We start from the raw sequence: 24,455 nt of genomic DNA on the forward strand, positions 1-24,455 counted from the left end.
CGGGGTGGAGGCGGTTTCGGGGCGCTATCGTGGCATGAGTTCGGCCAACCTCCAAGGCGGCCGGACGAAACGCCGTGCCGACGCCGCCCGGGGGCGGCGCCGGCGGTTGCGGCTCAGAGACCCAGGCGCTGCTTGAGCAGGGCCATGGCGCGGGCTCGGTGGCTGAGGCGGTTCTTCTCCTCGGGCGCCAGCTCGGCGCTGGAGCAGTCGCGTTCCGGCACCCAGAACAGCGGGTCGTAGCCGAAGCCGTGGGCGCCGCGGGCTTCGCGGAGGATGCGGCCTTCCCAGATGCCCTCGCAGAGGATCGGCAGCGGGTCGTCGGCGTGGCGCACCAGCGCCAGCACGCTGACGAACTGTGCGCCGCGCTCGGCGTCCGGGACATCCTTCATGGCCTCCAGCAGCTTGGCGTTGTTCGCCGCGTCGCCCCGGCCGTCGGCATAGCGCGCCGAGTAGATGCCCGGCGCGCCGCCGAGGAAGTCCACCGCCAGCCCGGAGTCGTCGGCCAGCGCCGGCAGGCCGGAGAGGCGTGCGGCGTTGCGTGCCTTGAGGATGGCGTTCTCGACGAAGGAAAGACCGGTTTCCTCCGGTTCCACCTGGCTGAACTCGCCGATCGAGCGCACCTTCACGCTGGCGCCGAGCATGGCCTGGAGTTCCTTGAGTTTGCCGGCATTGTGGCTGGCCAGCACCAGCTGTTCGAGCTTGATCATTCGTCCGGGAAGATTTCCTTGTTGAAACTGAAGGTTTGCGCAGGTTCGCCCTTGGCCTCGACCTTGATGGTGAAGACCAGGGTCTCGCGCTGGCTGATCGGGAATTGCGCCAGGTTGTAGATGGCGCCTTCCTCGCTGACTCGGCGGAACTCCAGGGGGATGACCTTGCCGGTCAGGTCCTTGGCCGAGCCGGTCACGGCGGCCTCTACCGGCTTGCCTTTCTCCATCGGCACCACGTTGATCACGCCCTGCGCCTTGCTGCGTACCAGGCCGACCGCGCTGGCCACGTTGGGCTGGAGGAAGCTGGAGTTGAACACGTTGTAGTGGACGTCCAGGTCGCCGAAGCGCTGCACCTGCTCGGCGAGGACCGGCAGGCTCAGGCAGAGGCCGAGGACGAAAGCGGTGAAGCGGCGCATGGTGGTTTCTCCTGAAAGGTGGCATGGACGTTGTCCATGGTCTGCTGCCGGCGGCCTTGGCCGGCTTCGGCAGCGCTCTCCCGAGGACGAGCGGAGGGGCGCCCGGCCCTGGCCCGCAGCCTGGCGCGTTCCTAGACGGCGAGGTTGCGGGTCTGCACTCCGGGTCCGGTGACCCGGTAGATTCCAATCTCACCCAATAGATTAGGCCACAGCCGGCTGGCCCAGCCATGCCGGTGGTCACGGTCCACGGCCAGACGGTCGAGCACGCGCATGCGCAACTGGCGGCACAGGCGCTCGAAGTCCTGAAAGGTGCAGAAATGGATGTTCGGCGTGTTGTACCAGGTATACGGCAGGAACTCGGAGACCGGCATCCGGCCGTTGCGCGCCAGGTACCAGCGGCAGCGCCAGTGGCCGAAGTTGGGGAAGGTGATGATGCAGGTCTTGCCGACCCGCAGCATCTCTTCGAGGATCTTGTCCGGATAGTGCACGGCCTGTAGCGCCTGGGTCATCACCACCACGTCGAAGCTGTCGCTGGCGAAGTTGCCCAGGCCCTTGTCGAGGTCCTGCTCGATCACGTTCACCCCGTTTTCGATGCAACGGGCGATGTTGTCGGGGTCGATCTCCAGGCCGTAGCCGCTGACCTGCTTGTGGTCGCGCAGCCAGGCCAGGAGTTCGCCGTCGCCGCAGCCGAGGTCGAGGACGCGGCTGCCGGCGGGAATCCATTCCTGGATGATTTCGAGATCGGCGCGCATCGGGTCCTCACACGCTGATGCGGTTCATGTAACCGCTGAAGGCTTGCAGGTACCGGGGGATCGGCATGAGGAAGGCGTCGTGGCCTTGCGGGGCGTCGATCTCCAGGTAGCTGACGTTCTTTTTCGCCGCGATCAGGGCGTCGACGATTTCCCGCGAGCGGGCCGGCGAGAAACGCCAGTCGGTGGTGAAGGACATCAGGCAGAAGTCCGCCTCGACGCCCTCCAGGGTGCGCACCAGGTCGTCGCCGTGGGCGGCGGCGGGGTCGAAGTAGTCCAGCGCCTTGGTCATCAGCAGGTAGGTATTGGCGTCGAAGCGGGTGGAGAACTCCTCGCCCTGGTAGCGCAGGTAGCTCTCGACCTGGAACTCGACGCTGTGCAGGTCGTAGTTGAGCTTCTCGGTCTTCAGTACGCGGCCGAACTTGGCGCCCATGGCGTCGTCGGACAGGTAGGTGATATGGCCGACCATCCGCGCCAGCTTGAGGCCGCGCTTGGGAATCACGCCCTGTTCCTGGAAGTAGCCGCCGAGGAACTCAGGGTCGGAAAGAATCGCCTGCCGGGCGACTTCGTTGAAGGCGATGTTCTGCGCCGACAGCTTCGGCGCGCTGGCGATGCACAGGCAGTGACGGACGCGTTCGGGGTAGCTGATGGTCCATTGCAGCGCCTGCATGCCGCCGAGGCTGCCGCCGACCACCGCGGCCCACTGGCGGATGCCGAGGCGGTCTGCCAGGCGCGCCTGGCTATGCACCCAGTCTTCCACCGTGACCATCGGGAAGTCCGCGCCGTAGACCTTGCCGGTCGCCGGATTGATGCTGGCGGGGCCGCTGGAACCGTTGCAACCGCCGAGGTTGTTGAGGGCGACGACGAAGAACTTGCGGGTATCGATCGGCTTGCCCGGACCGATGCAGCTGTCCCACCAGCCCGGCTTGCGCTCGTCGACGCTGTGGTAGCCGGCGGCGTGGTGGTGGCCGGAGAGGGCGTGGCAGATCAGCACCGCGTTGCTCTGCGTGGCATTCAGCTCGCCGTAGGTTTCGATCACCAGGTCGTACTCGGCCAGGGACTTGCCGCTGGTCAGCTCGAGCGGTTCGTTGAAGTGCAGCGTCTGGGGGGAGACCAGACCGACGGAGTCGTCGGGGAAGACTGTGGGCATCGACCCTGCTCTCGAACAAAGGAGGGCGCCAGTCTAAAGAGCGTCGCCCCCAGCGGCAAGCGCGCTGGCGCGCGCCGTGGGAGCGGGGTCAGGCGCGCTGCGAGCCGGGCAGGTTGACCACCTTGGCCTGGCGCTGCAGGGGCGAGGGGCGGCGCAACTGGCGGAGGATGTCGCCGGCTTCGCGCAACTGTTCCTGCAATTCCTCGGCGAACCCGGCGAAGGCCTGGCTGCGCTGGCGTACCTGCTGGGTCTCCTGGGCCAGGCCCTTGAGGCGGAGCATGTGGCTTTCGAGCAACTGTTTGTTTTCCAGGGTGTGCTGCATCAGCGGCATCAGCGCGTCGTTGGCCCAGCGCTCGGTTTCCTCGCGCAGGCGCTGGTGCAGGCCGACCACCTCCTGCACCAGGGTGGCGAAGAAGCGCCGGGTCAGCAGGCGTTGCTCGGTAAGCACGGTCTTCAGCTGCAGGCGGAACTGGTCGCCCTTCTTCTTCAGTTGCAACAGTTCGCGCTGGTAGCGCTGGACCCGCAGCTGCGGCGCGTCGAGGGCGTAGAGCGGGTTCTCCTCGTTGTGCCGGCGGTAGATGGCGGCGACCATGCGGTTGGCCATGCCGGCCTCGTGCTCGAGGTTGTCGAGGTCGTGCTCCACCGCGCGGAAGAACGCCAGGATCGCCTGGTTGATGCCGACCGTGGTCAGGCTGCCGTTGAGGTTGCGCCGCACCTTCTGTAGGTGCTGTTCCATGCGTTCGCTGCGGATCGTCTCGCGCAGCGTCGCGCCCTGGTGCTGCAGCAGGCGCTGGTTGGTCTTCAGGTTGAGCAGGCGGCGGTGGTGGCGGCCGTGGTCGTCCTTGGTCTTCGCGGTCAGTTCGAACAGCAGTTGGCCGCTGTCGCGCTGCTTGTCGTCGAGCAGCGCGCGCTGTTCCTCGACCTTCTCCAGGCGCAGGCGCAGCAGATGCTGGCTGTTGTGCAGCAGGCCAAGGACCTGGCCGAGCACGGCGTTCTCCAGCAGCGCTTCCTTCTGCGCGACGATGCGCTCGCAGAGCAGCGCTTCCAGCCGATCCAGGCGACTGCGTTCGAGCAGCGCCGGTTCGCCGCGGACCTTGGCCAGCAGCGCCTGCTTCGCCGACAGCGGCAGCACGTCGCCGCGCTGCAGGCCGAGCTGGCGGGCCGTGCCGTCCTGGATCAGGCGGATGGCGTTCTGTACGAAGCGCTCGCCGGAAAGGTCGTCCCAGAGCACGTCGATCTTGTTCAGCACGGCGAACAGGCTGCTGTGGCCGTCCTCGCGCAGTGGCTGGATGTACTTCTGCCAGATTTCCATGTCCGAGGCGGTGACACCGGCGTCGGCGGACAGCAGGAACAGGATCGCCTGGGCGTTGGGCAGCATCGACAGGGTCAGCTCCGGCTCGCTGCCGAGGGCGTTCAGGCCGGGTGTGTCGAGGATCCGCAGGCCCTGGCGCAGCAGCGGGTGGTCGAAGTTGACCAGGGCGTGGCGCCAGGCCGGGACGCGCACCTGGTCGGGCTCGTCGGCGGCTTCCAGGGCGTCCGGGTGGAAGCCGAGCTGGATCGCCTGTTCCACCGGCAGCGCCTTGGTCTTGGCGACCTGGGCGAAGGCCTGGGCCATGCCCTCCGGGTCGCCGGTGTCCAGCGGAATGTTCACCCAGTGGCGCGGCACGCGCTTGAACTGGGCGACGCTGGCGTCGGCCAGGCGCGTCTCGATCGGCAGCAGGCGGATGTAGCTGCGCTCGGCGCGCGGATCGTGGAACAGCTCGGTGGGGCACATGGTGGTGCGCCCGGCGTGGGACGGCAGCATGCGCTGGCCGTAGCCGGCGAAGAACAGGCTGTTGATCAGCTCGGTCTTGCCACGCGAGAACTCGCCGACGAAGGCCAGGGTGATGTGGTCCGCGCGTAGTTGGCGCAGTGCGCGTTCGAGCTTGGCCTCGACCGCCGGGCTGTTCAGCCGGCTGCGCTCCAGCCAGCCGCGATAGCGGGTGATTTCCCGCATCAGCTCGCGCTTCCAGGCGACGTAGGCGTCGATTTGATGGCTGAGTCTTTCCATGCTCATCCAGGGGCTCCAGGGCGCGGGACCGGCGGGGGAAGGATGGCGTGGATTATGCGGGGGAGCGGGGGAGCGTCAATTGGCCTGCTTCACATTCCTGCACGTAAGGTCGGTCAAGCGGGTCGAGCGGCGATCCCCAGTTCCTCCGGCAATCGGGTCGGACGGCGGATGCGCACCCGTTTCTGCCGGTTCAGCTCGCCGCTTTCGAGACTCACCAGGCTCTTGGCCACGCCGAAGGCCTTGCCGAGGAAGGCCAGCAGATGGGCGTTGGCCTTGCCCTCCACCGGCGGTGCGGTGAGGCGGATCTTCAGGCGCTCGCCGTGCAGCCCGGCGAACTCGTCGCGGCTCGCCTTGGGCTGCAGGTGGCAATCGAGGAGCAGGTCCTCGCCGTCCCAGCGGTAGAAGCTCAGAGGAAAATGCTCAACTGCTGGGGCATGCCGGTCATGGCCGCCAGGTTGTTGATCACCAGCATGTCGATCAGCTTCAGCGCGAGGAACGCGAAGATCGGCGAGAGATCCAGTCCGCCGAGGTTCGGCAGGAGCTTGCGGAACGGCATCAGCAGCGGTTCGCAGATCTGGTTCACCAGTTGCGCGCCGGGGTTGTAGCTGCCCGGGGCGACCCAGGAAAGGATCACGCTGATGATCAGGGCGAAGAAGAACACCTTCAGGAACAGCGAGGTGACGGCGATGATCGACCAGATCAGCAGTTGCATGATGAAGCCGCCGACGCCGTAGCCCATCAGCATCAGGATCAGGATCATCAGCACCAGCTGGATCAGGATCGCCAGCACCAGCGAGGCCAGGTCGATCCCGCCGAAGCCGGGGATGATCCGCCGCAGCGGGTTCAGCAGCGGCTTGGTGGCGCGCACGATGAACTGGCTGAGGGGGTTGTAGAAGTCCGCGCGGACCAACTGCAGGATGAAGCGCAGCAGCACGATCAGCAGGTAGAGGCTGCCGAGGGTCTGGAGGATATAGATAGCAGCGGTGTTGAGGCCGATCATCGACTACTCCTTATTGGCCAAGCTGTTCGGCCAGCTCGGCGGAGCGCTGGCTGGCGGCGTTCAGGGCCTGCTCCACCAGTGCTTCGAAGCCGTTGGCCTGGAAGGATTTGATCGCCGCCTCGGTGGTGCCGTTGGGCGAAGTCACCCGGCGCCGCAGTTCGGCCGGCTCGACCTCGCTGGACAGCGCCATCTGCGCCGCGCCGAGGGCGGTCTGCAGGGTCAGGCGCGAGGCTGTCTCGCGGGACAGGCCGAGCTTCTCGCCGGCGTCGGTCATGGCCTGCATCAGCAGGAAGAAATACGCCGGGCCGCTACCCGACACTGCGGTCACCGCGTCGATCTGCGCTTCGTCGTCCAGCCACAGGGCGATGCCTACCGCAGACAGCAACTGCCCGGCCTGCTCGCGTTGCGCGGCGCTGACCTGCGCGTTGGCGTACAGCCCGCTGGCGCCCTGGCGCAGCAGCGCCGGGGTGTTGGGCATGCAGCGGACCACCGGGCGCGGCTGGCCGAGCCAGGCTTCGAGGCTGGCGCAGGGGATGCCGGCGGCGATGGAGACGATCAGTTGCTCCGGCTTCAGCGCCGGCGCCAAGGCCTGGCACACGGCTTTCATGGCCTGCGGCTTGACCGACAGGACCACGACGTCGGCGTCGGCCACGGCCTCGGCGTTGGACTCGACCACGTCGATGGCGAACTCGCCGGCGATCTTCGCGCGTTGCTCGGCGCCCGGGTCGCTGGCGCGGATCTGCGCCGCCGGCACGCCTTGGGCGCGCAGGCCGCCGATCAGGCTGGCGGCCATGTTGCCGGCGCCGATGAACGCTATGCGGGGTGTGCTCATAGGGGATTCCTTCAAGAAGCCGGCGCGCCGTAGTCGCGGGCGCCGAACAGGGCGGTACCGATGCGGACCCAGGTCGCACCTTCGCCGATGGCTGCCTCGAGGTCGTCGCTCATGCCCATGGACAGGGTGTCCAGGCCAAGGTTCAGGTCCAGCAGCAGTTCGCGCAGGCGGGCGAACGCGGCGTGTTGCGCGGCGCGTTCGGCGGTGGGTTCGGGGATGGCCATCAGGCCACGCAATCGGAGGTTGGGCAGTTGCTTCACGGCCTCGGCCAGGGCCGGCAGGTCCTCGGGGGCGCAGCCGGACTTGCTGGCTTCGCCGCTGACGTTGACCTGCAGGCAGACATTCAGGGGCGGCAGCCCGGCCGGGCGTTGCTCCGACAGGCGCTGCGCGATCTTCAACCGGTCCACCGAGTGCACCCACTGGAAATGCTCGGCGATGGGCCGCGTCTTGTTCGACTGGATGGGGCCGATGAAGTGCCAGTTCAAGGGCAGGTCGGCCAGTTCGGCCTGCTTGCCGAGGGCCTCCTGCAGGTAGTTTTCGCCGAAGTCGCGAAGGCCGGCGGCGTGCGCCTCGCGCACCGCGGCGGCGGGCTTGGTCTTGCTCACGGCGAGCAGGCCGACCGTGGCCGGATCGCGCCCCGCAGCTTGCGCTGCCTCACGGATGCGCGCGGCAACCTTTGCAATATTCTCTGCTATCGTGGACATTACCTGCGCCCTATGGAAGTGCGGTCGGCGTCGGCTCGACGCCCTCGAAACCGCCGGCCTCGATGGCCATCTTCCTGTTCCAGTGTCGAGGTTCCGCGTCTGGCGCAGGACACCACGCGTGTCCTGGAAGCACCCTGGCTCATCCGGTGTTTTCCTTGTCCGAGACGGCGGCTTTGGCGGCATTCTACCTGCTTGCTTGTAATTGGGGAGTCCCATGGATATTACCGAGCTGCTCGCCTTCAGTGCCAAACAGGGCGCTTCGGACCTGCACCTCTCCGCCGGCCTGCCACCCATGATCCGGGTGGATGGCGATGTACGCCGGATCAACCTGCCACCGCTGGAACACAAGCAGGTGCATGCGCTGATCTACGACATCATGAACGACAAGCAGCGCAAGGACTTCGAGGAATTCCTCGAGACCGACTTCTCCTTCGAGGTGCCGGGCGTCGCGCGTTTCCGGGTCAACGCCTTCAACCAGAACCGTGGCGCCGGCGCGGTATTCCGGACCATTCCCTCCAAGGTACTGACCATGGAGGAGCTTGGCATGGGAGAAGTGTTCAAACGTGTTTCAGACGTCCCGCGCGGGTTGGTACTGGTCACCGGGCCGACCGGTTCGGGCAAGTCCACCACCCTGGCGGCGATGCTCGACTACCTGAACAACACCAAGTACCACCACATCCTCACCATCGAGGACCCGATCGAATTCGTCCACGAATCGAAGAAGTGCCTGGTCAACCAGCGCGAGGTGCATCGCGACACCCTCGGCTTCAGCGAAGCGCTGCGCTCGGCGCTGCGGGAGGACCCGGACATCATCCTGGTCGGCGAGATGCGCGACCTGGAAACCATCCGCCTGGCCCTGACCGCGGCGGAGACCGGCCACCTGGTATTCGGCACCCTGCACACCACCTCGGCGGCGAAGACCATCGACCGGGTGGTCGACGTGTTCCCGGCCGAGGAAAAGGCCATGGTTCGCTCGATGCTCTCCGAGTCGCTGCAATCGGTGATCTCGCAGACCCTGATCAAGAAGATCGGCGGCGGCCGGGTGGCGGCCCACGAGATCATGATCGGCACCCCGGCGATCCGCAACCTGATCCGCGAGGACAAGGTCGCGCAGATGTATTCGGCGATCCAGACCGGCGGCTCGCTGGGCATGCAGACCCTCGACATGTGCCTCAAGGGCCTGGTCGCCAAGGGCCTGATCAGCCGCGAGAACGCCCGCGAGAAGGCGAAGATCCCGGAAAACTTCTGATCCTGGCGCCGATCCGCCGCGCTTCGCCCGAATCCCGGAACTGCGTCTAGGATTCAAGAACGGGAGAGCGGTACCGTAGGCGCATTCCTACCTATCCTTGCCGGCGAGCGCGTCCAGCGCCCGCTCGTCCGCATCCGGCTCGCCGTCGCGGCGCGCCCCTGAGTGAGCGAGAACATCATGGAATTCGAAAAGCTGCTGCGCCTGATGGTGGAAAAGGGCGGCTCCGACCTGTTCATCACCGCCGGCGTACCGCCGTCGATGAAGGTCAACGGCCGGGTGATGCCGGTGACCAAGACGCCGCTGTCGCCGGAGCAGACCCGCGAGACCGTGCTAGGCGTGATGAACGAGCAGCAGCGCCGCGATTTCGCCGAGAACCATGAGTGCAACTTCGCCATCAGCGCCCGCGGCATCGGCCGCTTCCGGGTCAGTGCCTTCTACCAGCGCAACCTGGTGGGCATGGTATTGCGCCGGATCGAGACCAACATCCCGACCCTGGAAGAGCTGAAGCTCCCGGAAATCCTCAAGAAGCTGGCGCTGACCAAGCGCGGCCTGGTGATCTTCGTCGGCGCCACCGGCACCGGCAAGTCCACCTCGCTGGCGGCGATGATCGGCTACCGCAACAAGAACTCCACCGGGCACATCATCTCCATCGAGGACCCGATCGAGTACATCCACCAGCACCAGGGCTGCATCGTCACCCAGCGCGAGGTGGGGCTGGACACCGACTCCTTCGAGGTGGCGCTGAAGAACACCCTGCGCCAGGCGCCGGACGTGATCATGATCGGCGAGGTGCGCTCGCGGGAGACCATGGACCACGCCGTGGCCTTCGCCGAGACCGGCCACCTGTGCCTGGCGACCCTGCACGCGAACAACGCCAACCAGGCGCTGGAGCGGATCATCCACTTCTTCCCGGCCGACCGTCATGGCCAGGTGTGGATGGACCTGTCGCTGAACCTCAAGGCCATCGTCGCCCAGCAACTGGTGCCGACCCCCGACGGCAAGGGGCGGCGGGCGGTGATCGAGGTGCTGCTGAACACCCCGCTGGCCGCCGACCTGATCCGCAAGGGCGAGGTGCACGAGCTGAAGCCGCTGATGAAGCGCTCCACCGAGCAGGGCATGCAGACCTTCGACCAGGCGCTGTACCAGCTCTACACCCAGGGCGAGATCACCTACGAGGACGCCCTGGCCCACGCCGACTCGGCCAACGACCTGCGCCTGATGATCAAGCTCGGTTCGGAAAGCGACGCCGACCACCTGTCGAGCCTGACCCAGGGCCTGAGCCTGGAAATCACCGACGACGACCCTGCCGGCCGGCGCTTCCGCTGAACCGTCTTCAGTAGGCCAGCGGCTCCTCGGCCTGGGCGCAGGCCGAGGTTTCCAGTTGCAGGGTGCTGTGTTCGATCTCGTAGCGGTCGTGCAGCAGCGCCTTCACCGTTCCCAGCAGCGCCTCGGCATCGACCAGGGCCGGGTCGTACACCAGATGGCTGGTCAGGCTGATCTTGCCGCTGGTGATCGACCACACATGCAGGTCGTGCAGCCCGGTCACGCCGGGAATCCCCAGCAGCGCTTCGCGCAGCTCGGCCAACTGGATTTCCTTCGGCACCCCTTCGAGCAACACATGCAGGCTCTCGCGCAGCAGGATCCAGGTGCGCGGCAGGACCCAGAAACCGATCAGCACCGCCACCAGCGAGTCGACCCAGGCCCAGCCGGTGAAACGGATCACGATCGCGGCGACGATCACCCCCAGCGAGCCGAGCATGTCGCTCCAGACCTCCAGGTAGGCGCCCTTGACGTTCAGGCTGTTGCCCTGGGCCGGCGCCAGCAGGCGCATGCTGGCCAGGTTCACCAGCAGGCCGAGCACGGCGATCACCAGCATGCCCACGGACTGGATCTCCGCCGGCTGGTTGAGCCGCTCGTAGGCCGCGTAGAGGATATAGAAGGCCACGCCGAACAGGAGGAAGGCGTTGAACGCCGCGGCGAGGATCTCGAAGCGGTGGTAGCCGTAGGTCAGGCGATCGTTGGTCGGGCGCCTGGCGATGTTGATCGCGGCCAGGGCGATGGCCAGGGCCACGGCGTCGGTGAGCATGTGCGCGGCATCGGAGATCAGCGCCAGGCTGCCGGTGAGGATGCCGCCGACGACCTCGGCGACGAGGAAGCTTCCGGTCAGCAGCAACGCCCATTTCAGGCGGGTCGAGTTGGTCTGGGCGAAGCTGTGCTCGTGTCCGGCGCTCATGGCGGCTCCTGTGGGGCGGTGGCGGCAGCACCAGCCTACAGGATAGGCAATTGCAAAACTGTCATGCGCCGGACCGCTCTGGCGCGGCGTCCGCCGCTCCGCTAACCTGCGGCTCAGGCGCGGCCGCAGCCGCGCACGGAACGAGGGGGACGCATGACTCAACAGCACGACACCCATAGCAAGGCCATCGGCTACCTGCTGTGGATCTTCGGTTTCACCGGTTCGCACCGCTTCTATTACGGCAAGCCGATCACCGGGACGATCTGGTTCTTCACCTTCGGCCTGTTCTTCATCGGCTGGATCATCGACCTGTTCCTCATCCCGTCGATGGACCGCGAGGCCGACCGGCGCTTCCAGGGCGGCAACCTGGACTACAACGTGGCCTGGATCCTGCTGACCTTCCTCGGCGTGCTCGGCGTGCACAGGATGTACATGGGCAAGTGGATCACCGGGATCATCTACCTGTTCACCGGCGGCCTGTTCTTCCTCGGCGTGCTCTACGACTTCTGGACCCTCAACGGACAGGTGTCCGAGCGCAACGGGCCGCAGCGCATCTGAGGCTCGTCGCCAGGTGCGAGAAGCCCGCCATCCGGCGGGCTTTTTCATGGGTGGCGCCACGGTCGGCAGGGAATTCCTCCGGCGGGACTTAAGGAACCAAAGGTTCTAACGTTCTACCTGTAGGTTATTGGCGCCCGCGCGCGCCAGCCCCTATGGTCTGCAAGCCCCAGAACGGATAGGTGCAATGGCTCACGAGGCCGCGCACCGTATCGCTCCGTGCGGAAACACCGAAAGGAGAAAAGATGACTTCCGACTCACGTCCCGCCGTGCTCGACCTGATCGGCAACACCCCGCTGGTTCGCGTGACGCGCTTCGATACCGGCCCCTGCACCCTGTACCTCAAGCTCGAATCGCAGAACCCCGGCGGCTCCATCAAGGATCGCATCGGTGTCGCCATGATCGAGGCCGCCGAGCGTGACGGCCGCCTGCGGCCCGGTGGCACCATCGTCGAGGCCACCGCCGGCAACACCGGTCTTGGCCTGGCCCTGGTCGGCCGCGCCAAGGGCTACCGGGTGGTGCTGGTGGTGCCGGACAAGATGTCCACCGAGAAGGTCCTGCACCTGCGCGCCATGGGCGCCGAGGTGCACATCACCCGCTCGGACGTCGGCAAGGGCCATCCGGAGTACTACCAGGACGTTGCCGCGCGCCTGGCGCAGGACATTCCCGGCGCCTTCTTCGCCGACCAGTTCAACAACCCGGCCAACCCGCTGGCCCACGAGTGCGGCACCGGCCCGGAGCTCTGGGCGCAGACCGGCCACGATCTCGACGCCATCGTCGTCGGCGTCGGCTCCTCCGGTACCCTGACCGGCCTTACCCGGTTCTTCCAGAAGGTCCAGCCGGAGCTGGAGATGGTGCTCGCCGATCCCGAGGGCTCGATCATGGCCGAGTACTCCCGCTCCGGCACCCTGGGTACGCCGGGTTCCTGGGCGGTGGAGGGCATCGGCGAGGACTTCGTACCGGCCATCGCCGACCTCTCCAGCGTGCGCCATGCCTATTCCATCAGCGACGAGGAAAGCTTCGCCATGGCCCGCGAACTGTTGCGCGTCGAGGGCATTCCCGGCGGCTCCTCCACCGGCACCCTGCTGGCCGCGGCGCTGCGCTTCTGTCGCGAGCAGAAGGAGCCGAAGCGGGTGGTCAGCTTCGTCTGCGACACCGGCACCCGCTACCTGTCGAAGATCTACAACGACCAGTGGATGACCGACCAGGGCCTGCTGCAACGCAAGCACTACGGCGACCTGCGCGACATCATCGCGCGGCGCTTCGAGGAGGGCCGGGTGATCAGCGTCGGTCCGGACGACACCCTGCTCACCGCCTTCCAGCGCATGCGCCTGGCCGACGTTTCGCAATTGCCGGTGCTGGACGATGGAAAACTGGTCGGTGTGATCGACGAGTCGGATATCCTGCTCGGTGTCCACGCCGACGCGCCACGCTTCCGCGATGCGGTGAGCAGCGCGATGAACGCCGCGCCGGAGACCCTCGCGCCCGGCGCCAGCCTGGCCCAGTTGCAGGCGGTCCTGGACCGCGGCCTGGTGGCGATCGTTGCCGATGCCAGCGGCTTCCACGGCCTGATCACCCGTTTCGACCTGTTGAACCATTTGCGGAGAAAGCTCGCATGAGCCAGCACGACCAGCATCCCGACGCCCCGGCCCAGGCCTTTGCGACCCGGGTCATCCACGCCGGGCAGGCCCCCGATCCCTCGACCGGCGCGATCATGCCGCCGATCTACGCCAACTCCACCTATATCCAGGAAAGCCCCGGGGTACACAAGGGGTTCGACTACGGCCGCTCGCACAACCCGACCCGCTGGGCCCTGGAGCGCTGCGTGGCCGACCTCGAGGGCGGCACCCAGGCCTTCGCCTTCGCCTCCGGCCTGGCGGCGATCTCCTCGGTGCTGGAGCTGCTCGACGCCGGTTCCCACATCGTTTCCGGCAATGACCTCTACGGCGGTACCTTCCGCCTGTTCGAGCGGGTCCGCCGGCGCAGCGCCGGGCATCGCTTCAGCTTCGTCGACCCGACCGACCTGCAGGCCTTCGAGGCCGCGCTGACCCCGGAAACCCGCATGGTCTGGGTGGAAACCCCGAGCAACCCGCTGCTGCGCCTCACCGACCTGCGCGCCATCGCCCAGCTCTGCCGCGCCCGCGGCATCATCAGCGTGGCCGACAACACCTTCGCCAGCCCCTACATCCAGCGCCCCCTGGAGCTGGGCTTCGACGTGGTGGTGCACTCCACCACCAAGTACCTGAACGGCCATTCCGACGTGATCGGCGGCATCGCCATCGTCGGCGACAACCCGGACCTGCGCGAGCGCCTGGGCTTCCTGCAGAACTCGGTGGGCGCCATCTCCGGGCCGTTCGACGCCTTCCTCACCCTGCGCGGGGTGAAGACCCTGGCGCTGCGCATGGAGCGCCATTGCAGTAACGCCCTGGCCCTGGCCCAGTGGCTGGAGCGCCAGCCGCAAGTGGCGCGGGTCTACTACCCCGGCCTGGCTTCGCACCCGCAGCATGAGCTGGCGAAACGGCAGATGCGTGGCTTCGGCGGGATGATCTCCCTCGACCTGCGTTGCGACCTGGCCGGCGCCCGGCGCTTCCTGGAGAACGTGCGGATCTTCTCCCTGGCGGAGAGCCTGGGCGGGGTGGAAAGCCTGATCGAGCATCCGGCGATCATGACCCACGCCAGCATCCCGGCGGAAACCCGCGCCGACCTGGGCATCGGTGACTCGCTGATCCGCCTGTCGGTGGGTGTCGAGGCGCTGGAGGACCTGCAGGCCGACCTGGCGCAGGCGCTGGCGAAGATCTGAGGCTCCGCAGGGAGCGGCGCCGACCGGCGCGGCTGCCGGCCATCGGGTGTTCCCGGCGAGCATGCCTCGGTGGATAACGCTCCGCGTTATTCGCCCTGCCGTTGAGGCGGGTTGGTGGCAGAGGCTGGGATAGGGCGCCCACCCCGGCAACGGATACGCCCCCGGAATCGCGAACGCGAAGATGAAAAAGCCCGCCGGATGGCGGGCTTTTTCGTGGTGGCAGGGATCAGCCCTCGTGGGTCAGGTGTCCGTCCACCAGGGTGTAGCGCACTCGTCCCGGCAGGCAGTGACCGACGAACGGGCTGTTCTGCCCCTTCGAGTACCAGCTCTCACCGGCCAGGGTCGAACCCTGCGGGTCGAACAGCACCAGGTCGGCGGCCTGGCCGACCGCCAGGCGCCCGGCAGGCAGGCGTAGTGCCTGGGCCGGGCCGTGGGAGAGGCGGGCGAGCAGGGTCGGCAGGTCGAGCAGGCCGTCCTGCACCAGCGTCATCGCCAGCGGCAGCAGCAGCTCGGCGCCGCTGATGCCCGGCTCGGTGGCGGCGAACGGCGCGTTCTTGGCGTCCGCCTCGTGGGGTTGGTGGTGGCTGGCGATGGCTTGTACCACGCCGTTCTTCACCGCCTCGCGCAGGGCTTCGCGGTCGGCCCTGGTGCGCAGCGGCGGTTGCACGTGGTAGAGGCTGGAGAAGCCCACCAGCGCTTCGTCGGTGAGGATCAACTGGTACAGCGCCACGTCGCAGGTCACCGGCAGGCCACGGGCCTGGGCCTGGGCGACGAGTTCGATGCCGCGGGCGCTGGTCAACTGGCTGAAGTGCGCGCGCACGCCGCTCTGTTCCACCAGCAGCAGGTTGCGGGCCAGGGCCACGGTCTCGGCGGTCTCCGGGATCCCCGCGAGGCCGAGGAAGCTGGCGGTCGGGCCTTCGTGGGCGAGGCCGCCTTCGGCGAGATCGGTGTCCTGCGAGGTGAAGATCACCGTCAGGTCGAAGGTCGCCGCGTACTCCAGGGCGCGCCGCAGGATGCGGTTGCTGGCGAAGCCATGCAGGCCATTGGTGAAGGCCACGCAACCGGTGTCGCGCAGGGCCACCAGTTCCGACAGTTGCTCGCCGCCGAAGCCGCGGGTCAGCGCGCCGATGGGGTAGACCTTGGCGTTGCCGGCCTCGCGGGCGCGGTCGAGGATCAGCTCGGCCACCGCCGGGGTGTCCAGCACCGGCCGGGTGTAGGGCGGGCAGCACAGGCTGGTGGTGCCGCCGGCCGCGGCGGCGCGGGTCTCGCTTTCGACGTTGCCCTTGCGTCCATAGCCCGGCTCGCGCAGGGCGACGCTGAGGTCGACCAGTCCCGGCGCGGCCACCAGGCCGGCGCCGTCGAGGGTCTTCTGGGCGCTGAAGCCGGCCGGCGCGGCGCCGATGGCGACGATCTTGCCAGCCTCGATGTGGAGGTCGCCGACCTGGTCCAGGCCACTGGCCGGGTCGATGACACGGGCGCCTCGGATACTGATGGTCATTCGGCGTCCTCCTGTTCCAGCTGGCGTTGGGTGTTCTGGCCGCTCATGGCCATGGACAGCACCGCCATGCGGATGGCGATGCCGTAGGTGACCTGGTTGAGGATCACCGACTGGGCACCGTCGGCCACCGCCGACTCGATCTCCACGCCACGGTTGATCGGGCCAGGGTGCATGACGATGGCATCCGGCTTGGCCAGCTTCAGGCGCTTCTCGGTCAGGCCGTAGAGCTTGAAGAACTCGCCCTCGCTGGGTAGCAGGCCACCCTGCATGCGCTCGCGTTGCAGGCGCAGCATGATCACCACGTCGACGTCCTTCAGGCCTTCGTCGGCGTTGGTGAACACGCGCACGCCGTACTGCTCTTCCAGTCCGATCGGCAACAGGGTGCGCGGGGCGATCACGCGGATGTCCGGGCAACCCAGGGTCTTGAGCGCCAGCATGTTCGAACGGGCTACTCGCGAATGCAGGATATCGCCGACGATCGCCACCGATAGCTGCTCGAAGTTCCCTTTGTGCCGGCGGATGGTCAGCATGTCGAGCATCCCCTGGGTGGGGTGCGCGTGGCGGCCGTCGCCGCCGTTGATCACCGCCACGTTGGGGCTGACGTGCTCGGCGATGAAGTGCGCCGCGCCCGAGTCGCTGTGGCGCACCACGAACATGTCGGCGGCCATCGCCTCCAGGTTGCGCAGGGTGTCGGTGAGCGTCTCGCCCTTGCTGGTGGAAGAGGTGGATACGTTCAGGCTGATCACGTCGGCCGACAGCCGCTGGGCGGCCAGCTCGAAGGTGGTGCGGGTGCGCGTGGAGTTCTCGAAGAACACGTTGCAGACGGTCTTGCCGCGCAGCAGCGGGACCTTTTTCACCGCGCGGGCGCCGACTTCCAGGAAGGAGTCGGCGGTATCGAGGATTTCGGTGAGCAGCTCGCGGGGCAATCCGTCGAGCGAGATGAAGTGGCGCAGCTGGCCCTGGTCGTTGAGCTGCAGCGGGCGCTTGGCGTCTGTCGGCATGGGGCAGGCCCTAGTGAAGAGGATCAGGAAGCGGAGGAAAGGACCTTGCGCTCGAGGGCGAGCGGTGCGGGACCGACCAATTTTACCCGTTCATCGCGACCCAGGGACAGGGTCTGGCCGACCACGTCGGGGCGGATAGGCAACTCCCGGGCGTTCAGGTCGAGCAGGCAGACCAGGGTCACGCTGGCCGGACGGCCGTAGTCGAACAGTTCGTTGAGCGCGGCGCGGATGGTGCGGCCGCTCATCAGCACGTCGTCCACCAGGACCAGGTGCTGGCCGTCGATCTCGAACGGCAGCGCCGACGGGCGGACCTGCGGATGCAGGCCGTTCTGGGTGAAGTCGTCGCGGTAGAAGGAGACGTCGAGGGTGCCCAGCGGCTCTTGGTTGCCCAGTTCCCTCAGCAGCGCCTCGGCGACCCAGATGCCGCCGGTATGGATGCCGACGAAGCGCGGCCGCTCGATGCCGCGCTCGGCGAGATGGGCGCGCAGGTCGCTGGCCATGCGCGGCAGGAGTTCGGCGGGATTGGGTAGGCTCATGGTGGCTCCTCGCTGACATCGATGGGATGGCCGCCGGGAGAGCCCGCTGTAGGGAGGCGCCCGCGGTGGCGAAAGCATAATGGCAAACGGCGGCGTGCCGGCTGCCATGGGTCAATCCGGGTGTTCGGCCAGCCAGCCTTCCAGCAGCAGGGCGGCGGCCAGGGCGTCCACCGGTCGCTCGCGGTAGCCGTCGCGCTGGCCCTGGGCCAGGCGCTCGCCCTTGGCGGCGTAGGTCGTGAGGCGTTCGTCGTGGGTAAAGACCGGCAGGTTGAAACGGCCGTTGAGGCGGCGGCCGAACTTTTCCGCGCGCTCGCTCATCTCGCTTGGGCTGCCGTCCATGTTCAGCGGCAGGCCGACGACGATGGCGTCCGGCTGCCATTCCTTGATCAGCGCTTCCACCCGGTTCCAGTCCGGCACGCCGTTCTGCGCCTTCAATACGCACAGCTCGCGGGCCTGGCCGGTCACCGCCTGGCCGACGGCGACGCCGATCTGCCGGGTGCCGTAGTCGAAGCCCAGCAGCAGGCGCAGCGGCTTGTCGCTGGCCATCAGGCGTGACCGGCCTGGGCGGTGAGCAGGCTGAGGTTGACGCCCAGGCGCGCGGCGGCGGCGCTGAGGCGCTCCTCGGGCGGCAGGTCGAAGAGGATCGCCGGGTCCGCCGGGCAGGTCAGCCAGGCGTTGTCGCTCAGTTCGGCCTCCAGCTGGCCGGCTTCCCAGCCGGCATAGCCAAGGCTGATCAGGCTCTTTTCCGGGCCGGTGCCGGCGGCGATGGCGAACAGCACGTCCTGCGAGGTGGACATCGCCAGCTCGCCCAGTTCCAGGGTCGACTGGTAGCTCAGGCCGCTGGGGTGGAGGACGAAGCCACGGTCGGTCTGCACCGGGCCGCCGTTGTAGATGTCGATGTGCTGGCAGCGCGCCGGCGGCAGGGCGTCCGGCTTGAGCTGTTCGAGGACTTCCGCCAGGTTGAGGCCGCTGGGACGGTTGATCACCAGGCCCATGGCGCCCTGCTCGTTGTGTTCGACCAGGTAGGTCACGGTCTGGGCGAAATTGGGGTCGGCCATGTGCGGCATGGCGATCAGGAAATGATGCTTGAGGTAGGTTGGGCTGCTCTGTTTCATGGCCGCTAGTGTCCTGCTTCGGACGCGAGAAAGCCAGCCTTGCCGGCGCTACTTGCTGGACAGCCGGTCGCCGCGTTCGAAGCGCCAGGTACGGATGATCTCCAGCCGGTCGATGTCGGCCAGGTCGCCGCTGAACGGCGCATAGGGCGCTGCCAGGCGGACGATACGCTGGGCGGCCTGGTCGAGGATCGGCTCGCCGGAAGACTCCAGCACCTGCACCTCGTAGATGGTGCCGTCGCGGTTGATCGACACCAGCAGCCGCAGGCTGCCGTAGAGCTTCTGCCGGCGGGCCTCGTCGGGGTAGTTGAGGTTGCCGATGCGTTCGATCTTCTTGCGCCAGTCTTCCTTGTACCAGGCGCCCTTGTCGCGCATGGTCGAGGCGGCGCTCAGGCGGTGGATGCGCGGGCGCTTGGCGTAGGCCTGCTGCTCCTTGGCCAGGTCGGCCTCGAGGCTGGCGATTTCCGCCGACAGCTGGGTTGAGTCGAAATGCGGCGCCGGCTTGGCGACCTGCTCGGCCTTCTGTGCCTCGGTCTTGCTCGGTGCCTTCTGCTGGCGCTGGCGGGTGGTGGTCACCGCGGCCTTGGGCGCCTCTTCGCTCCTGGCCTGCTTCGGCGTTGCCGGCGGCGCGACTTTCTTCACCTGGTTGTCCTGGAATGGCGCGACCTCGGTGGTCTTCGGCGCGGCCTTGTGCTCCAGGGTACCGCTGCCCTGCTGGTTCATCTGCGCGAGGTAGTCGGCCTTCTCCGGCGCCTTGTCGCTCTTGAAGGTGGCCAGGGTGATTTCCAGGGTCTTGCTGATCTGGCTCGGCGCGGGCATGGAGAAGCCCACCCCGAGGATGAGGGCGACGTGCAGGATGGCTGCGATGAACAGGGTGAAGCCCAAACGGTCCGCCGGGCGGACGCCGGCAGCGGCGGAGGGGGACTTGAGGACGGCGGCGTTCATTGCGGATCGTGGTGGCTGGCGTGGGGCGAAGTCTGCCGATGGGGGGCGGAAAAGTCTATGACGCACTCCGCGCCTTGGACACGCGGTCGCTCGCCGTGGCGCATCGGCCGGGCCGAGGCGGGCGGGCCGAGGCCCGCCCGCGCGATTCAGCGGGCAGCCAGCTGGGCGGCGATGGCGTCCATCAGCTTGTCGCCGATGCGGGTGTCGAAGGCCTGGTCGATCTCGCGGATGCAGGTCGGGCTGGTGACGTTGATTTCCGTCAGATAATTGCCGATCACGTCGAGGCCGACGAACAGCAGGCCGCGCTCGCGCAGGTGCGGGCCGACCTCGGCGGCGATCCAGCGGTCGCGCTCGCTCAGCGGCTGGGCCACGCCGCGGCCGCCGGCGGCGAGGTTGCCGCGGGTCTCGCCCTGGGCGGGGATGCGCGCCAGGCAGTAGGGCACCGGTTCGCCGTCGATCATCAGGATGCGCTTGTCGCCGTCCTTGATTTCCGGCAGATAGCGCTGTGCCATGATCTGCTGGCTGCCATGCTGGGTGAGGGTCTCAAGGATCACCGAGAGGTTCGGGTCGCCTTCGCGGTGACGAAATATCGACGAACCGCCCATTCCGTCCAGGGGTTTGAGAATGATGTCACGATGCTCGGCGGCAAACTCGCGCAGAATATCGGATCGCCGGCTGACCATCGTCGGCGGAGTGCACTGGGTGAACTGCGTGGCGAAGAACTTCTCGTTGCAGTCGCGCAGGCTCTGCGGCCGGTTCACCACCAGGGCGCCGGCACGCTCGGCCTGTTCCAGCAGGTAGGTCGAATAGACGAATTCGTTATCGAAGGGCGGGTCCTTGCGCATCAGGATCACGTCCAGTTCGTGCAGCGGTTGGTCGCTTTCCGCTTCCAGTTCGAACCAGCGGGAGGCATCGTTGAAGACCTTCAGCGGGCGCATGCGTCCACGCGCGACGCCGGCCTTCTGGTAGAGGTCCTGCTGTTCCATGTAGAACAGCGACCAGCCGCGGGCCTGGGCAGCCAGCAGCATGGCGAGCGAGCTGTCCTTCTTGAAGTTGATGCGCGCGATGGGGTCCATGACGATCCCGAGGCGTACGCTCATGGGAATTCCTCCGAAAGGGGGTGGGTTGTCCGGTCGCGGCGGGGAGGCCGCGTGGCAAGCGGGTTTGACGCTCAGGTTGGCGCCCCGTTTGCGCTTGGTCAAGGAAAAAGCCGGCCTGTTCCGGGCATTATGGATAGAGTTGCGTCGAGTGTGCTAAAAAGGCCCGCGATTGGGTCGCAGCCCGTCGGTGACAGGGCGTTAGCGCACTGAAGAAAACACAGAAGAATGATTCACCGAGTCGATATAGGGCGAACATGGAACAGCAATCCGACGGTTTGAAAGTGATGGTGATCGACGATTCGAAAACGATTCGTCGCACCGCCGAAACACTGCTGAAAAAGGTCGGTTGCGACGTGATCACGGCAATCGACGGCTTCGATGCCCTGGCGAAGATCGCCGATACCCATCCGAACATCATTTTCGTCGACATCATGATGCCGCGCCTGGATGGCTATCAGACCTGCGCCCTGATCAAGAACAACAGCGCGTTCAAGTCCACCCCGGTGATCATGCTGTCCTCCAAGGACGGCCTGTTCGACAAGGCCAAGGGGCGCATCGTCGGCTCCGACCAGTACCTCACCAAGCCGTTCAGCAAGGAAGAGCTGCTGGGCGCGATCAAGGCACACGTACCCAGCTTCACCCCGGTGGACGCCGTTTCCTGATATCCGGCCGCATGGCCGTTGATGCTTATTTCGTGATGGGGATCCCATGGCTCGTATTTTGATTGTTGATGACTCTCCGACCGAGATGTACAAGCTGACCGCCATGCTGGAAAAGCATGGTCACCAGGTACTCAAGGCCGAGAACGGCGGCGACGGCGTCGCCCTGGCCCGCCAGGAAAAGCCCGACGTGGTCCTGATGGACATCGTCATGCCCGGCCTCAACGGCTTCCAGGCGACCCGTCAATTGACCAAGGACGCCGAGACCAGCGCCATCCCGGTGATCATCGTCACCACCAAGGACCAGGAGACCGACAAGGTCTGGGGCAAGCGCCAGGGCGCTCGCGACTACCTGACCAAGCCGGTGGACGAAGAGACCCTGCTGAAAACCATCAATGCGGTGCTGGCGGGCTGAGCCCGTCGCAGCGCATCGCTCACCCTGACCCCGGAAAGACCAGGCCCCGCATGTCGGACGTTCAGACCCCCTTCCAGCTCCTCGTCGACATCGATCAGCGCTGCCGACGCCTGGCCGCCGGCCTGCCGGCCCAGCAGGAGGCGGTGCAGAGCTGGAGCGGGATCGGCTTCCGCATGGGCGGGCGGTTCTTCGTCGCCCCCATGGGGGAGGTCGGCGAAGTCCTGCACGAACCGCGCTACACCCAGCTGCCGGGCGTGAAGACCTGGGTCAAGGGGGTGGCCAACGTACGTGGCCGCCTGCTGCCGATCATGGACCTCTGCGGTTTCCTCGGCACCGAACTGTCGCCCTTGCGCAAGCAGCGGCGGGTGCTGGTGGTGGAGCACCTGGACGTGTTCGCCGGCCTCATCGTCGATGAGGTGTTCGGCATGCAGCACTTCCCGGTGGACACCTTCAGCGAACAGCTGCCGCCACTAGAAGCGGCACTGCAACCCTTCATTCATGGCGTCTTCCATCGAGAGCAGCCGTGGCTGGTGTTCAGCCCGCATGCGCTGGCGCAACACCAGGGCTTCCTCGACGTCGCCGTATAAACAGCTTCACCGGTTGGGCCGGTCTGCCGGCCCGTGTCGTGACATGGAAATCGTAATCGTGGTCGGTCCGGGCGGGGGCCAAATATGAAGAAAATCAACGCAGGCAATCTTTTCGCGGGCATGCGCAGCAGCTCGGTGATCGCGGGGCTGTTCATCGTCCTCATCGTCTCGATCGTGTTGCTGTTCGCCAACTTTGCCTACCTCAACACCCAGTCGAACCATGACAAGCAGTACATCGGCCATGCCGGCGAACTGCGCGTCCTGTCGCAGCGGATCGCGAAGAACGCCACCGAAGCGGCGGCGGGCAAGGGCGAGGCGTTCAAGCTCCTGAAGGATGCGCGCAACGACTTCGAGAAACGCTGGAACATCCTGGTCAATGGCGACGAGAGCACATCCCTGCCGCCCAGCCCCGAAGCGGTGAAGCCGCAGATGGACGTGGTGCAGCAGGACTGGGATGGCCTGCGCAAGAACGCCGACTCCATCCTCGCCAGCGAACAGACTGTACTGTCCCTGCACCAGGTGGCCTCGACCCTCGCCGAAACCATCCCGCAGCTGCAGGTGGAATACGAAGAGGTGGTCGACATCCTGCTGGAGAACGGTGCCCCGGCCGACCAGGTCGCGGTCGCCCAGCGCCAGTCGCTGCTCGCCGAACGTATCCTCGGCTCGGTGAACAAGGTGCTGGCCGGCGACGAGAACTCGGTGCAGGCCGCCGACAGCTTCGGCCGCGACGCCAGCCTGTTCGGCCGCGTACTGAAGGGCATGCAGGAAGGCAACGCGGCGATGAGCATCTCCAAGGTGACCAACGCCGAGGCGGTGGATCGCCTGAACGAGATCGCCGAACTCTTCGAGTTCGTCTCCGGCTCGGTGGACGAGATCCTCGAGACCTCGCCCGACCTGTTCCAGGTCCGGGAAGCGGCGAACAACATCTTCAGCGTTTCGCAGACCCTGCTGGACAAGGCCTCGCAACTGGCCGACGGCTTCGAGAACCTGGCCGGCGGGCGTAGCATCAACCTGTTCGCCGGTTACGTCCTCGGCGCCCTGGCCCTGGCCTCGATCATCCTGATCGGCCTGGTGATGGTGCGCGAGACCAACCGCCGGCTGGCCGAGACCGCCGAGAAGAACGACCGCAACCAGGCCGCGATCCTGCGTCTGCTCGACGAGATCGCCGACCTCGCGGACGGCGACCTGACCGTGGCCGCGACCGTGACCGAGGACTTCACCGGCGCCATCGCCGACTCGATCAATTACTCCATCGACCAGCTCCGCGAACTGGTGGAGACCATCAACCAGACCGCCGTGCAGGTGGCCGCAGCGGCCCAGGAAACCCAGTCCACCGCGATGCACCTGGCCGAAGCCTCCGAGCACCAGGCGCAGGAAATCGCCGGCGCCTCGGCGGCGATCAACGAAATGGCGGTGTCGATCGACCAGGTATCGGCGAACGCCTCGGAATCCTCGGCGGTAGCGGAACGTTCGGTAGCCATCGCCAACAAGGGCAACGAGGTGGTGCACAACACCATCACCGGCATGGACAACATCCGCGAGCAGATCCAGGACACCTCGAAGCGAATCAAGCGCCTCGGCGAATCGTCCCAGGAGATCGGCGACATCGTCAGCCTGATCAACGACATCGCCGACCAGACCAACATCCTCGCCCTGAACGCCGCGATCCAGGCGTCGATGGCCGGGGACGCGGGCCGCGGCTTCGCCGTGGTAGCGGACGAGGTACAGCGACTGGCGGAACGTTCCTCGGCGGCGACCAAGCAGATCGAGGCGCTGGTGAAGACCATCCAGACCGACACCAACGAAGCGGTGATCTCGATGGAGCAGACCACCTCCGAGGTGGTCCGCGGCGCGCGCCTGGCCCAGGACGCCGGTGTGGCCCTGGAGGAGATCGAGAAGGTATCCAAGACCCTCGCGGCACTGATCCAGAACATCTCCAACGCCGCCCGTCAGCAGGCATCGTCGGCCGGCCACATTTCCAACACCATGAACGTCATTCAGGAGATCACCTCGCAGACCTCCGCCGGTACCACCGCCACCGCGCGGAGCATCGGCAACCTGGCGAAGATGGCGAGCGAGATGCGCAACTCGGTATCCGGCTTCAAACTGCCGGAGGGCGTGGAGCAGGCCTGAGCATAGGCGCGGCGGCCGCCTGGC

At 66.8% G+C, this 24,455-nt stretch carries 26 protein-coding genes; 9 read left to right on the forward strand and 17 right to left on the reverse strand.

What is annotated here, in order from left to right:
• Positions 1-113: 113 nt before the first annotated feature.
• The 9 genes from rdgB to HMPREF2716_RS03625 form a co-directional block, all read right to left on the reverse strand.
• A complete protein-coding gene (gene rdgB / locus HMPREF2716_RS03585; RefSeq protein ID WP_003084527.1) occupies positions 114-707 on the reverse strand; it encodes an RdgB/HAM1 family non-canonical purine NTP pyrophosphatase in 594 nt (197 codons plus the stop codon).
• Positions 704-1,123 carry a DUF4426 domain-containing protein gene (locus HMPREF2716_RS03590; protein WP_003100965.1) on the reverse strand — a complete coding sequence of 140 codons (420 nt, stop codon included), beginning with the start codon at positions 1,121-1,123 and terminating at the stop codon, positions 704-706. Before HMPREF2716_RS03590 ends, rdgB begins: the two co-directional genes overlap by 4 nt.
• A gap of 131 nt (positions 1,124-1,254) precedes the next feature.
• On the reverse strand, positions 1,255-1,875 hold the full coding sequence (gene metW / locus HMPREF2716_RS03595; protein WP_003084530.1) for a methionine biosynthesis protein MetW: 621 nt from the start codon (positions 1,873-1,875) through the stop codon (positions 1,255-1,257).
• Between the two features lie 7 nt (positions 1,876-1,882).
• On the reverse strand, positions 1,883-3,022 hold the full coding sequence (locus HMPREF2716_RS03600; RefSeq protein WP_003084535.1) for a homoserine O-succinyltransferase MetX: 1,140 nt from the start codon (positions 3,020-3,022) through the stop codon (positions 1,883-1,885).
• An 88-nt stretch (positions 3,023-3,110) separates the two neighbouring features.
• Positions 3,111-5,078, reverse strand: coding sequence for a dynamin-like GTPase family protein (locus tag HMPREF2716_RS03605; RefSeq protein ID WP_003084539.1), 1,968 nt, complete (start codon positions 5,076-5,078; stop codon positions 3,111-3,113).
• A gap of 107 nt (positions 5,079-5,185) precedes the next feature.
• The gene (locus tag HMPREF2716_RS03610) at positions 5,186-5,482 is read right to left on the reverse strand and encodes a DUF167 domain-containing protein (RefSeq protein ID WP_031628111.1); all 297 of its coding nucleotides are present in this window, start codon (positions 5,480-5,482) and stop codon (positions 5,186-5,188) included.
• Positions 5,479-6,072, reverse strand: coding sequence for a YggT family protein (locus HMPREF2716_RS03615; protein ID WP_003084544.1), 594 nt, complete (start codon positions 6,070-6,072; stop codon positions 5,479-5,481). Before HMPREF2716_RS03615 ends, HMPREF2716_RS03610 begins: the two co-directional genes overlap by 4 nt.
• Positions 6,073-6,082: 10 nt before the next feature.
• The gene (gene proC / locus HMPREF2716_RS03620) at positions 6,083-6,904 is read right to left on the reverse strand and encodes a pyrroline-5-carboxylate reductase (protein WP_003084546.1); all 822 of its coding nucleotides are present in this window, start codon (positions 6,902-6,904) and stop codon (positions 6,083-6,085) included.
• A gap of 11 nt (positions 6,905-6,915) precedes the next feature.
• Positions 6,916-7,608: a YggS family pyridoxal phosphate-dependent enzyme gene (locus HMPREF2716_RS03625; protein ID WP_003084549.1), complete on the reverse strand. Its 693-nt coding sequence runs from the start codon at positions 7,606-7,608 to the stop codon at positions 6,916-6,918.
• A gap of 214 nt (positions 7,609-7,822) precedes the next feature.
• Here HMPREF2716_RS03625 and pilT point away from each other — a divergent pair, with 214 nt between their 5' ends.
• Both pilT and pilU read left to right on the forward strand, forming a co-directional pair.
• Positions 7,823-8,857, forward strand: a complete 1,035-nt coding sequence (pilT, locus tag HMPREF2716_RS03630; RefSeq protein ID WP_003084552.1) for a type IV pilus twitching motility protein PilT — start codon at positions 7,823-7,825, stop codon at positions 8,855-8,857.
• 177 nt (positions 8,858-9,034) lie between these two features.
• On the forward strand, positions 9,035-10,183 hold the full coding sequence (gene pilU, locus HMPREF2716_RS03635; RefSeq protein WP_003100959.1) for a type IV pilus ATPase PilU: 1,149 nt from the start codon (positions 9,035-9,037) through the stop codon (positions 10,181-10,183).
• A 7-nt stretch (positions 10,184-10,190) separates the two neighbouring features.
• Here pilU and czcD read toward each other — a convergent pair whose 3' ends face one another.
• A complete protein-coding gene (gene czcD / locus HMPREF2716_RS03640) occupies positions 10,191-11,090 on the reverse strand; it encodes a CDF family zinc transporter CzcD (RefSeq protein ID WP_003100957.1) in 900 nt (299 codons plus the stop codon).
• 153 nt (positions 11,091-11,243) lie between these two features.
• On the opposite strand from czcD, the gene HMPREF2716_RS03645 reads away from it, so the two are divergent.
• From HMPREF2716_RS03645 to HMPREF2716_RS03655, 3 genes are all read left to right on the forward strand, one after another.
• Positions 11,244-11,648, forward strand: a complete 405-nt coding sequence (locus HMPREF2716_RS03645; RefSeq protein WP_003084560.1) for an NINE protein — start codon at positions 11,244-11,246, stop codon at positions 11,646-11,648.
• Positions 11,649-11,890: 242 nt separating this feature from the next.
• Entirely contained in the window at positions 11,891-13,264 is a 1,374-nt protein-coding gene (locus HMPREF2716_RS03650; RefSeq protein ID WP_003100955.1) for a pyridoxal-phosphate dependent enzyme, read from the forward strand.
• Entirely contained in the window at positions 13,261-14,445 is a 1,185-nt protein-coding gene (locus tag HMPREF2716_RS03655) for a cystathionine gamma-synthase (RefSeq protein WP_053870615.1), read from the forward strand. The genes HMPREF2716_RS03650 and HMPREF2716_RS03655 overlap by 4 nt, the downstream gene beginning before the upstream one ends.
• Positions 14,446-14,671: 226 nt before the next feature.
• On the opposite strand, the gene HMPREF2716_RS03660 is transcribed toward HMPREF2716_RS03655, so the two are convergent.
• From HMPREF2716_RS03660 to gshB, 7 genes are all read right to left on the reverse strand, one after another.
• Positions 14,672-15,943 carry a dihydroorotase gene (locus HMPREF2716_RS03660; protein ID WP_003128956.1) on the reverse strand — a complete coding sequence of 424 codons (1,272 nt, stop codon included), beginning with the start codon at positions 15,941-15,943 and terminating at the stop codon, positions 14,672-14,674.
• Positions 15,940-16,944, reverse strand: coding sequence for an aspartate carbamoyltransferase catalytic subunit (locus HMPREF2716_RS03665; protein ID WP_003084569.1), 1,005 nt, complete (start codon positions 16,942-16,944; stop codon positions 15,940-15,942). The genes HMPREF2716_RS03660 and HMPREF2716_RS03665 overlap by 4 nt, the downstream gene beginning before the upstream one ends.
• 23 nt (positions 16,945-16,967) lie before the next feature.
• Positions 16,968-17,480, reverse strand: a complete 513-nt coding sequence (gene pyrR / locus HMPREF2716_RS03670; protein ID WP_003084574.1) for a bifunctional pyr operon transcriptional regulator/uracil phosphoribosyltransferase PyrR — start codon at positions 17,478-17,480, stop codon at positions 16,968-16,970.
• Positions 17,481-17,591: 111 nt separating this feature from the next.
• Entirely contained in the window at positions 17,592-18,026 is a 435-nt protein-coding gene (gene ruvX / locus HMPREF2716_RS03675; protein WP_003084575.1) for a Holliday junction resolvase RuvX, read from the reverse strand.
• Positions 18,026-18,595: a YqgE/AlgH family protein gene (locus tag HMPREF2716_RS03680; RefSeq protein WP_003100947.1), complete on the reverse strand. Its 570-nt coding sequence runs from the start codon at positions 18,593-18,595 to the stop codon at positions 18,026-18,028. Before HMPREF2716_RS03680 ends, ruvX begins: the two co-directional genes overlap by 1 nt.
• Before the next feature lie 48 nt (positions 18,596-18,643).
• The gene (locus HMPREF2716_RS03685; protein WP_023518289.1) at positions 18,644-19,537 is read right to left on the reverse strand and encodes an energy transducer TonB; all 894 of its coding nucleotides are present in this window, start codon (positions 19,535-19,537) and stop codon (positions 18,644-18,646) included.
• A gap of 146 nt (positions 19,538-19,683) precedes the next feature.
• Complete coding sequence (gene gshB / locus HMPREF2716_RS03690; protein ID WP_023518290.1) at positions 19,684-20,637, reverse strand: glutathione synthase; 954 nt, start codon at positions 20,635-20,637, stop codon at positions 19,684-19,686.
• 254 nt (positions 20,638-20,891) lie between these two features.
• Here gshB and pilG point away from each other — a divergent pair, with 254 nt between their 5' ends.
• From pilG to pilJ, 4 genes are all read left to right on the forward strand, one after another.
• Positions 20,892-21,299, forward strand: a complete 408-nt coding sequence (gene pilG / locus HMPREF2716_RS03695; RefSeq protein ID WP_003084583.1) for a twitching motility response regulator PilG — start codon at positions 20,892-20,894, stop codon at positions 21,297-21,299.
• A 46-nt stretch (positions 21,300-21,345) separates the two neighbouring features.
• Positions 21,346-21,711 (forward strand): twitching motility response regulator PilH, encoded by a 366-nt coding sequence (pilH, locus tag HMPREF2716_RS03700; RefSeq protein ID WP_003084587.1) that lies wholly within the window; start codon positions 21,346-21,348, stop codon positions 21,709-21,711.
• 50 nt (positions 21,712-21,761) lie between these two features.
• Complete coding sequence (locus HMPREF2716_RS03705) at positions 21,762-22,298, forward strand: chemotaxis protein CheW (RefSeq protein ID WP_003084590.1); 537 nt, start codon at positions 21,762-21,764, stop codon at positions 22,296-22,298.
• A gap of 84 nt (positions 22,299-22,382) precedes the next feature.
• Positions 22,383-24,431, forward strand: coding sequence for a chemotaxis chemoreceptor PilJ (pilJ, locus tag HMPREF2716_RS03710; RefSeq protein ID WP_003084592.1), 2,049 nt, complete (start codon positions 22,383-22,385; stop codon positions 24,429-24,431).
• Positions 24,432-24,455 lie beyond the last annotated feature (24 nt).

It is taken from the genome of Pseudomonas sp. HMSC076A11, from assembly GCF_001810205.1.
Classification (GTDB): domain Bacteria; phylum Pseudomonadota; class Gammaproteobacteria; order Pseudomonadales; family Pseudomonadaceae; genus Pseudomonas; species Pseudomonas aeruginosa.

What these genes read in the sequence shown, in the direction of transcription:
- rdgB (WP_003084527.1), bottom strand. Translation starts at nt 707, where the DNA reads ATGATCAAGCTCGAACAGCTGGTGCTGGCCAGCCACAATGCCGGCAAA.
- HMPREF2716_RS03590 (WP_003100965.1), bottom strand. Translation starts at nt 1,123, where the DNA reads ATGCGCCGCTTCACCGCTTTCGTCCTCGGCCTCTGCCTGAGCCTGCCG.
- metW (WP_003084530.1), bottom strand. Translation starts at nt 1,875, where the DNA reads ATGCGCGCCGATCTCGAAATCATCCAGGAATGGATTCCCGCCGGCAGC.
- HMPREF2716_RS03600 (WP_003084535.1), bottom strand. Translation starts at nt 3,022, where the DNA reads ATGCCCACAGTCTTCCCCGACGACTCCGTCGGTCTGGTCTCCCCCCAG.
- HMPREF2716_RS03605 (WP_003084539.1), bottom strand. Translation starts at nt 5,078, where the DNA reads ATGAGCATGGAAAGACTCAGCCATCAAATCGACGCCTACGTCGCCTGG.
- HMPREF2716_RS03615 (WP_003084544.1), bottom strand. Translation starts at nt 6,072, where the DNA reads ATGATCGGCCTCAACACCGCTGCTATCTATATCCTCCAGACCCTCGGC.
- proC (WP_003084546.1), bottom strand. Translation starts at nt 6,904, where the DNA reads ATGAGCACACCCCGCATAGCGTTCATCGGCGCCGGCAACATGGCCGCC.
- HMPREF2716_RS03625 (WP_003084549.1), bottom strand. Translation starts at nt 7,608, where the DNA reads ATGTCCACGATAGCAGAGAATATTGCAAAGGTTGCCGCGCGCATCCGT.
- pilT (WP_003084552.1), top strand. Translation starts at nt 7,823, where the DNA reads ATGGATATTACCGAGCTGCTCGCCTTCAGTGCCAAACAGGGCGCTTCG.
- pilU (WP_003100959.1), top strand. Translation starts at nt 9,035, where the DNA reads ATGGAATTCGAAAAGCTGCTGCGCCTGATGGTGGAAAAGGGCGGCTCC.
- czcD (WP_003100957.1), bottom strand. Translation starts at nt 11,090, where the DNA reads ATGAGCGCCGGACACGAGCACAGCTTCGCCCAGACCAACTCGACCCGC.
- HMPREF2716_RS03645 (WP_003084560.1), top strand. Translation starts at nt 11,244, where the DNA reads ATGACTCAACAGCACGACACCCATAGCAAGGCCATCGGCTACCTGCTG.
- HMPREF2716_RS03650 (WP_003100955.1), top strand. Translation starts at nt 11,891, where the DNA reads ATGACTTCCGACTCACGTCCCGCCGTGCTCGACCTGATCGGCAACACC.
- HMPREF2716_RS03655 (WP_053870615.1), top strand. Translation starts at nt 13,261, where the DNA reads ATGAGCCAGCACGACCAGCATCCCGACGCCCCGGCCCAGGCCTTTGCG.
- HMPREF2716_RS03660 (WP_003128956.1), bottom strand. Translation starts at nt 15,943, where the DNA reads ATGACCATCAGTATCCGAGGCGCCCGTGTCATCGACCCGGCCAGTGGC.
- HMPREF2716_RS03665 (WP_003084569.1), bottom strand. Translation starts at nt 16,944, where the DNA reads ATGCCGACAGACGCCAAGCGCCCGCTGCAGCTCAACGACCAGGGCCAG.
- pyrR (WP_003084574.1), bottom strand. Translation starts at nt 17,480, where the DNA reads ATGAGCCTACCCAATCCCGCCGAACTCCTGCCGCGCATGGCCAGCGAC.
- ruvX (WP_003084575.1), bottom strand. Translation starts at nt 18,026, where the DNA reads ATGGCCAGCGACAAGCCGCTGCGCCTGCTGCTGGGCTTCGACTACGGC.
- HMPREF2716_RS03680 (WP_003100947.1), bottom strand. Translation starts at nt 18,595, where the DNA reads ATGAAACAGAGCAGCCCAACCTACCTCAAGCATCATTTCCTGATCGCC.
- HMPREF2716_RS03685 (WP_023518289.1), bottom strand. Translation starts at nt 19,537, where the DNA reads ATGAACGCCGCCGTCCTCAAGTCCCCCTCCGCCGCTGCCGGCGTCCGC.
- gshB (WP_023518290.1), bottom strand. Translation starts at nt 20,637, where the DNA reads ATGAGCGTACGCCTCGGGATCGTCATGGACCCCATCGCGCGCATCAAC.
- pilG (WP_003084583.1), top strand. Translation starts at nt 20,892, where the DNA reads ATGGAACAGCAATCCGACGGTTTGAAAGTGATGGTGATCGACGATTCG.
- pilH (WP_003084587.1), top strand. Translation starts at nt 21,346, where the DNA reads ATGGCTCGTATTTTGATTGTTGATGACTCTCCGACCGAGATGTACAAG.
- HMPREF2716_RS03705 (WP_003084590.1), top strand. Translation starts at nt 21,762, where the DNA reads ATGTCGGACGTTCAGACCCCCTTCCAGCTCCTCGTCGACATCGATCAG.
- pilJ (WP_003084592.1), top strand. Translation starts at nt 22,383, where the DNA reads ATGAAGAAAATCAACGCAGGCAATCTTTTCGCGGGCATGCGCAGCAGC.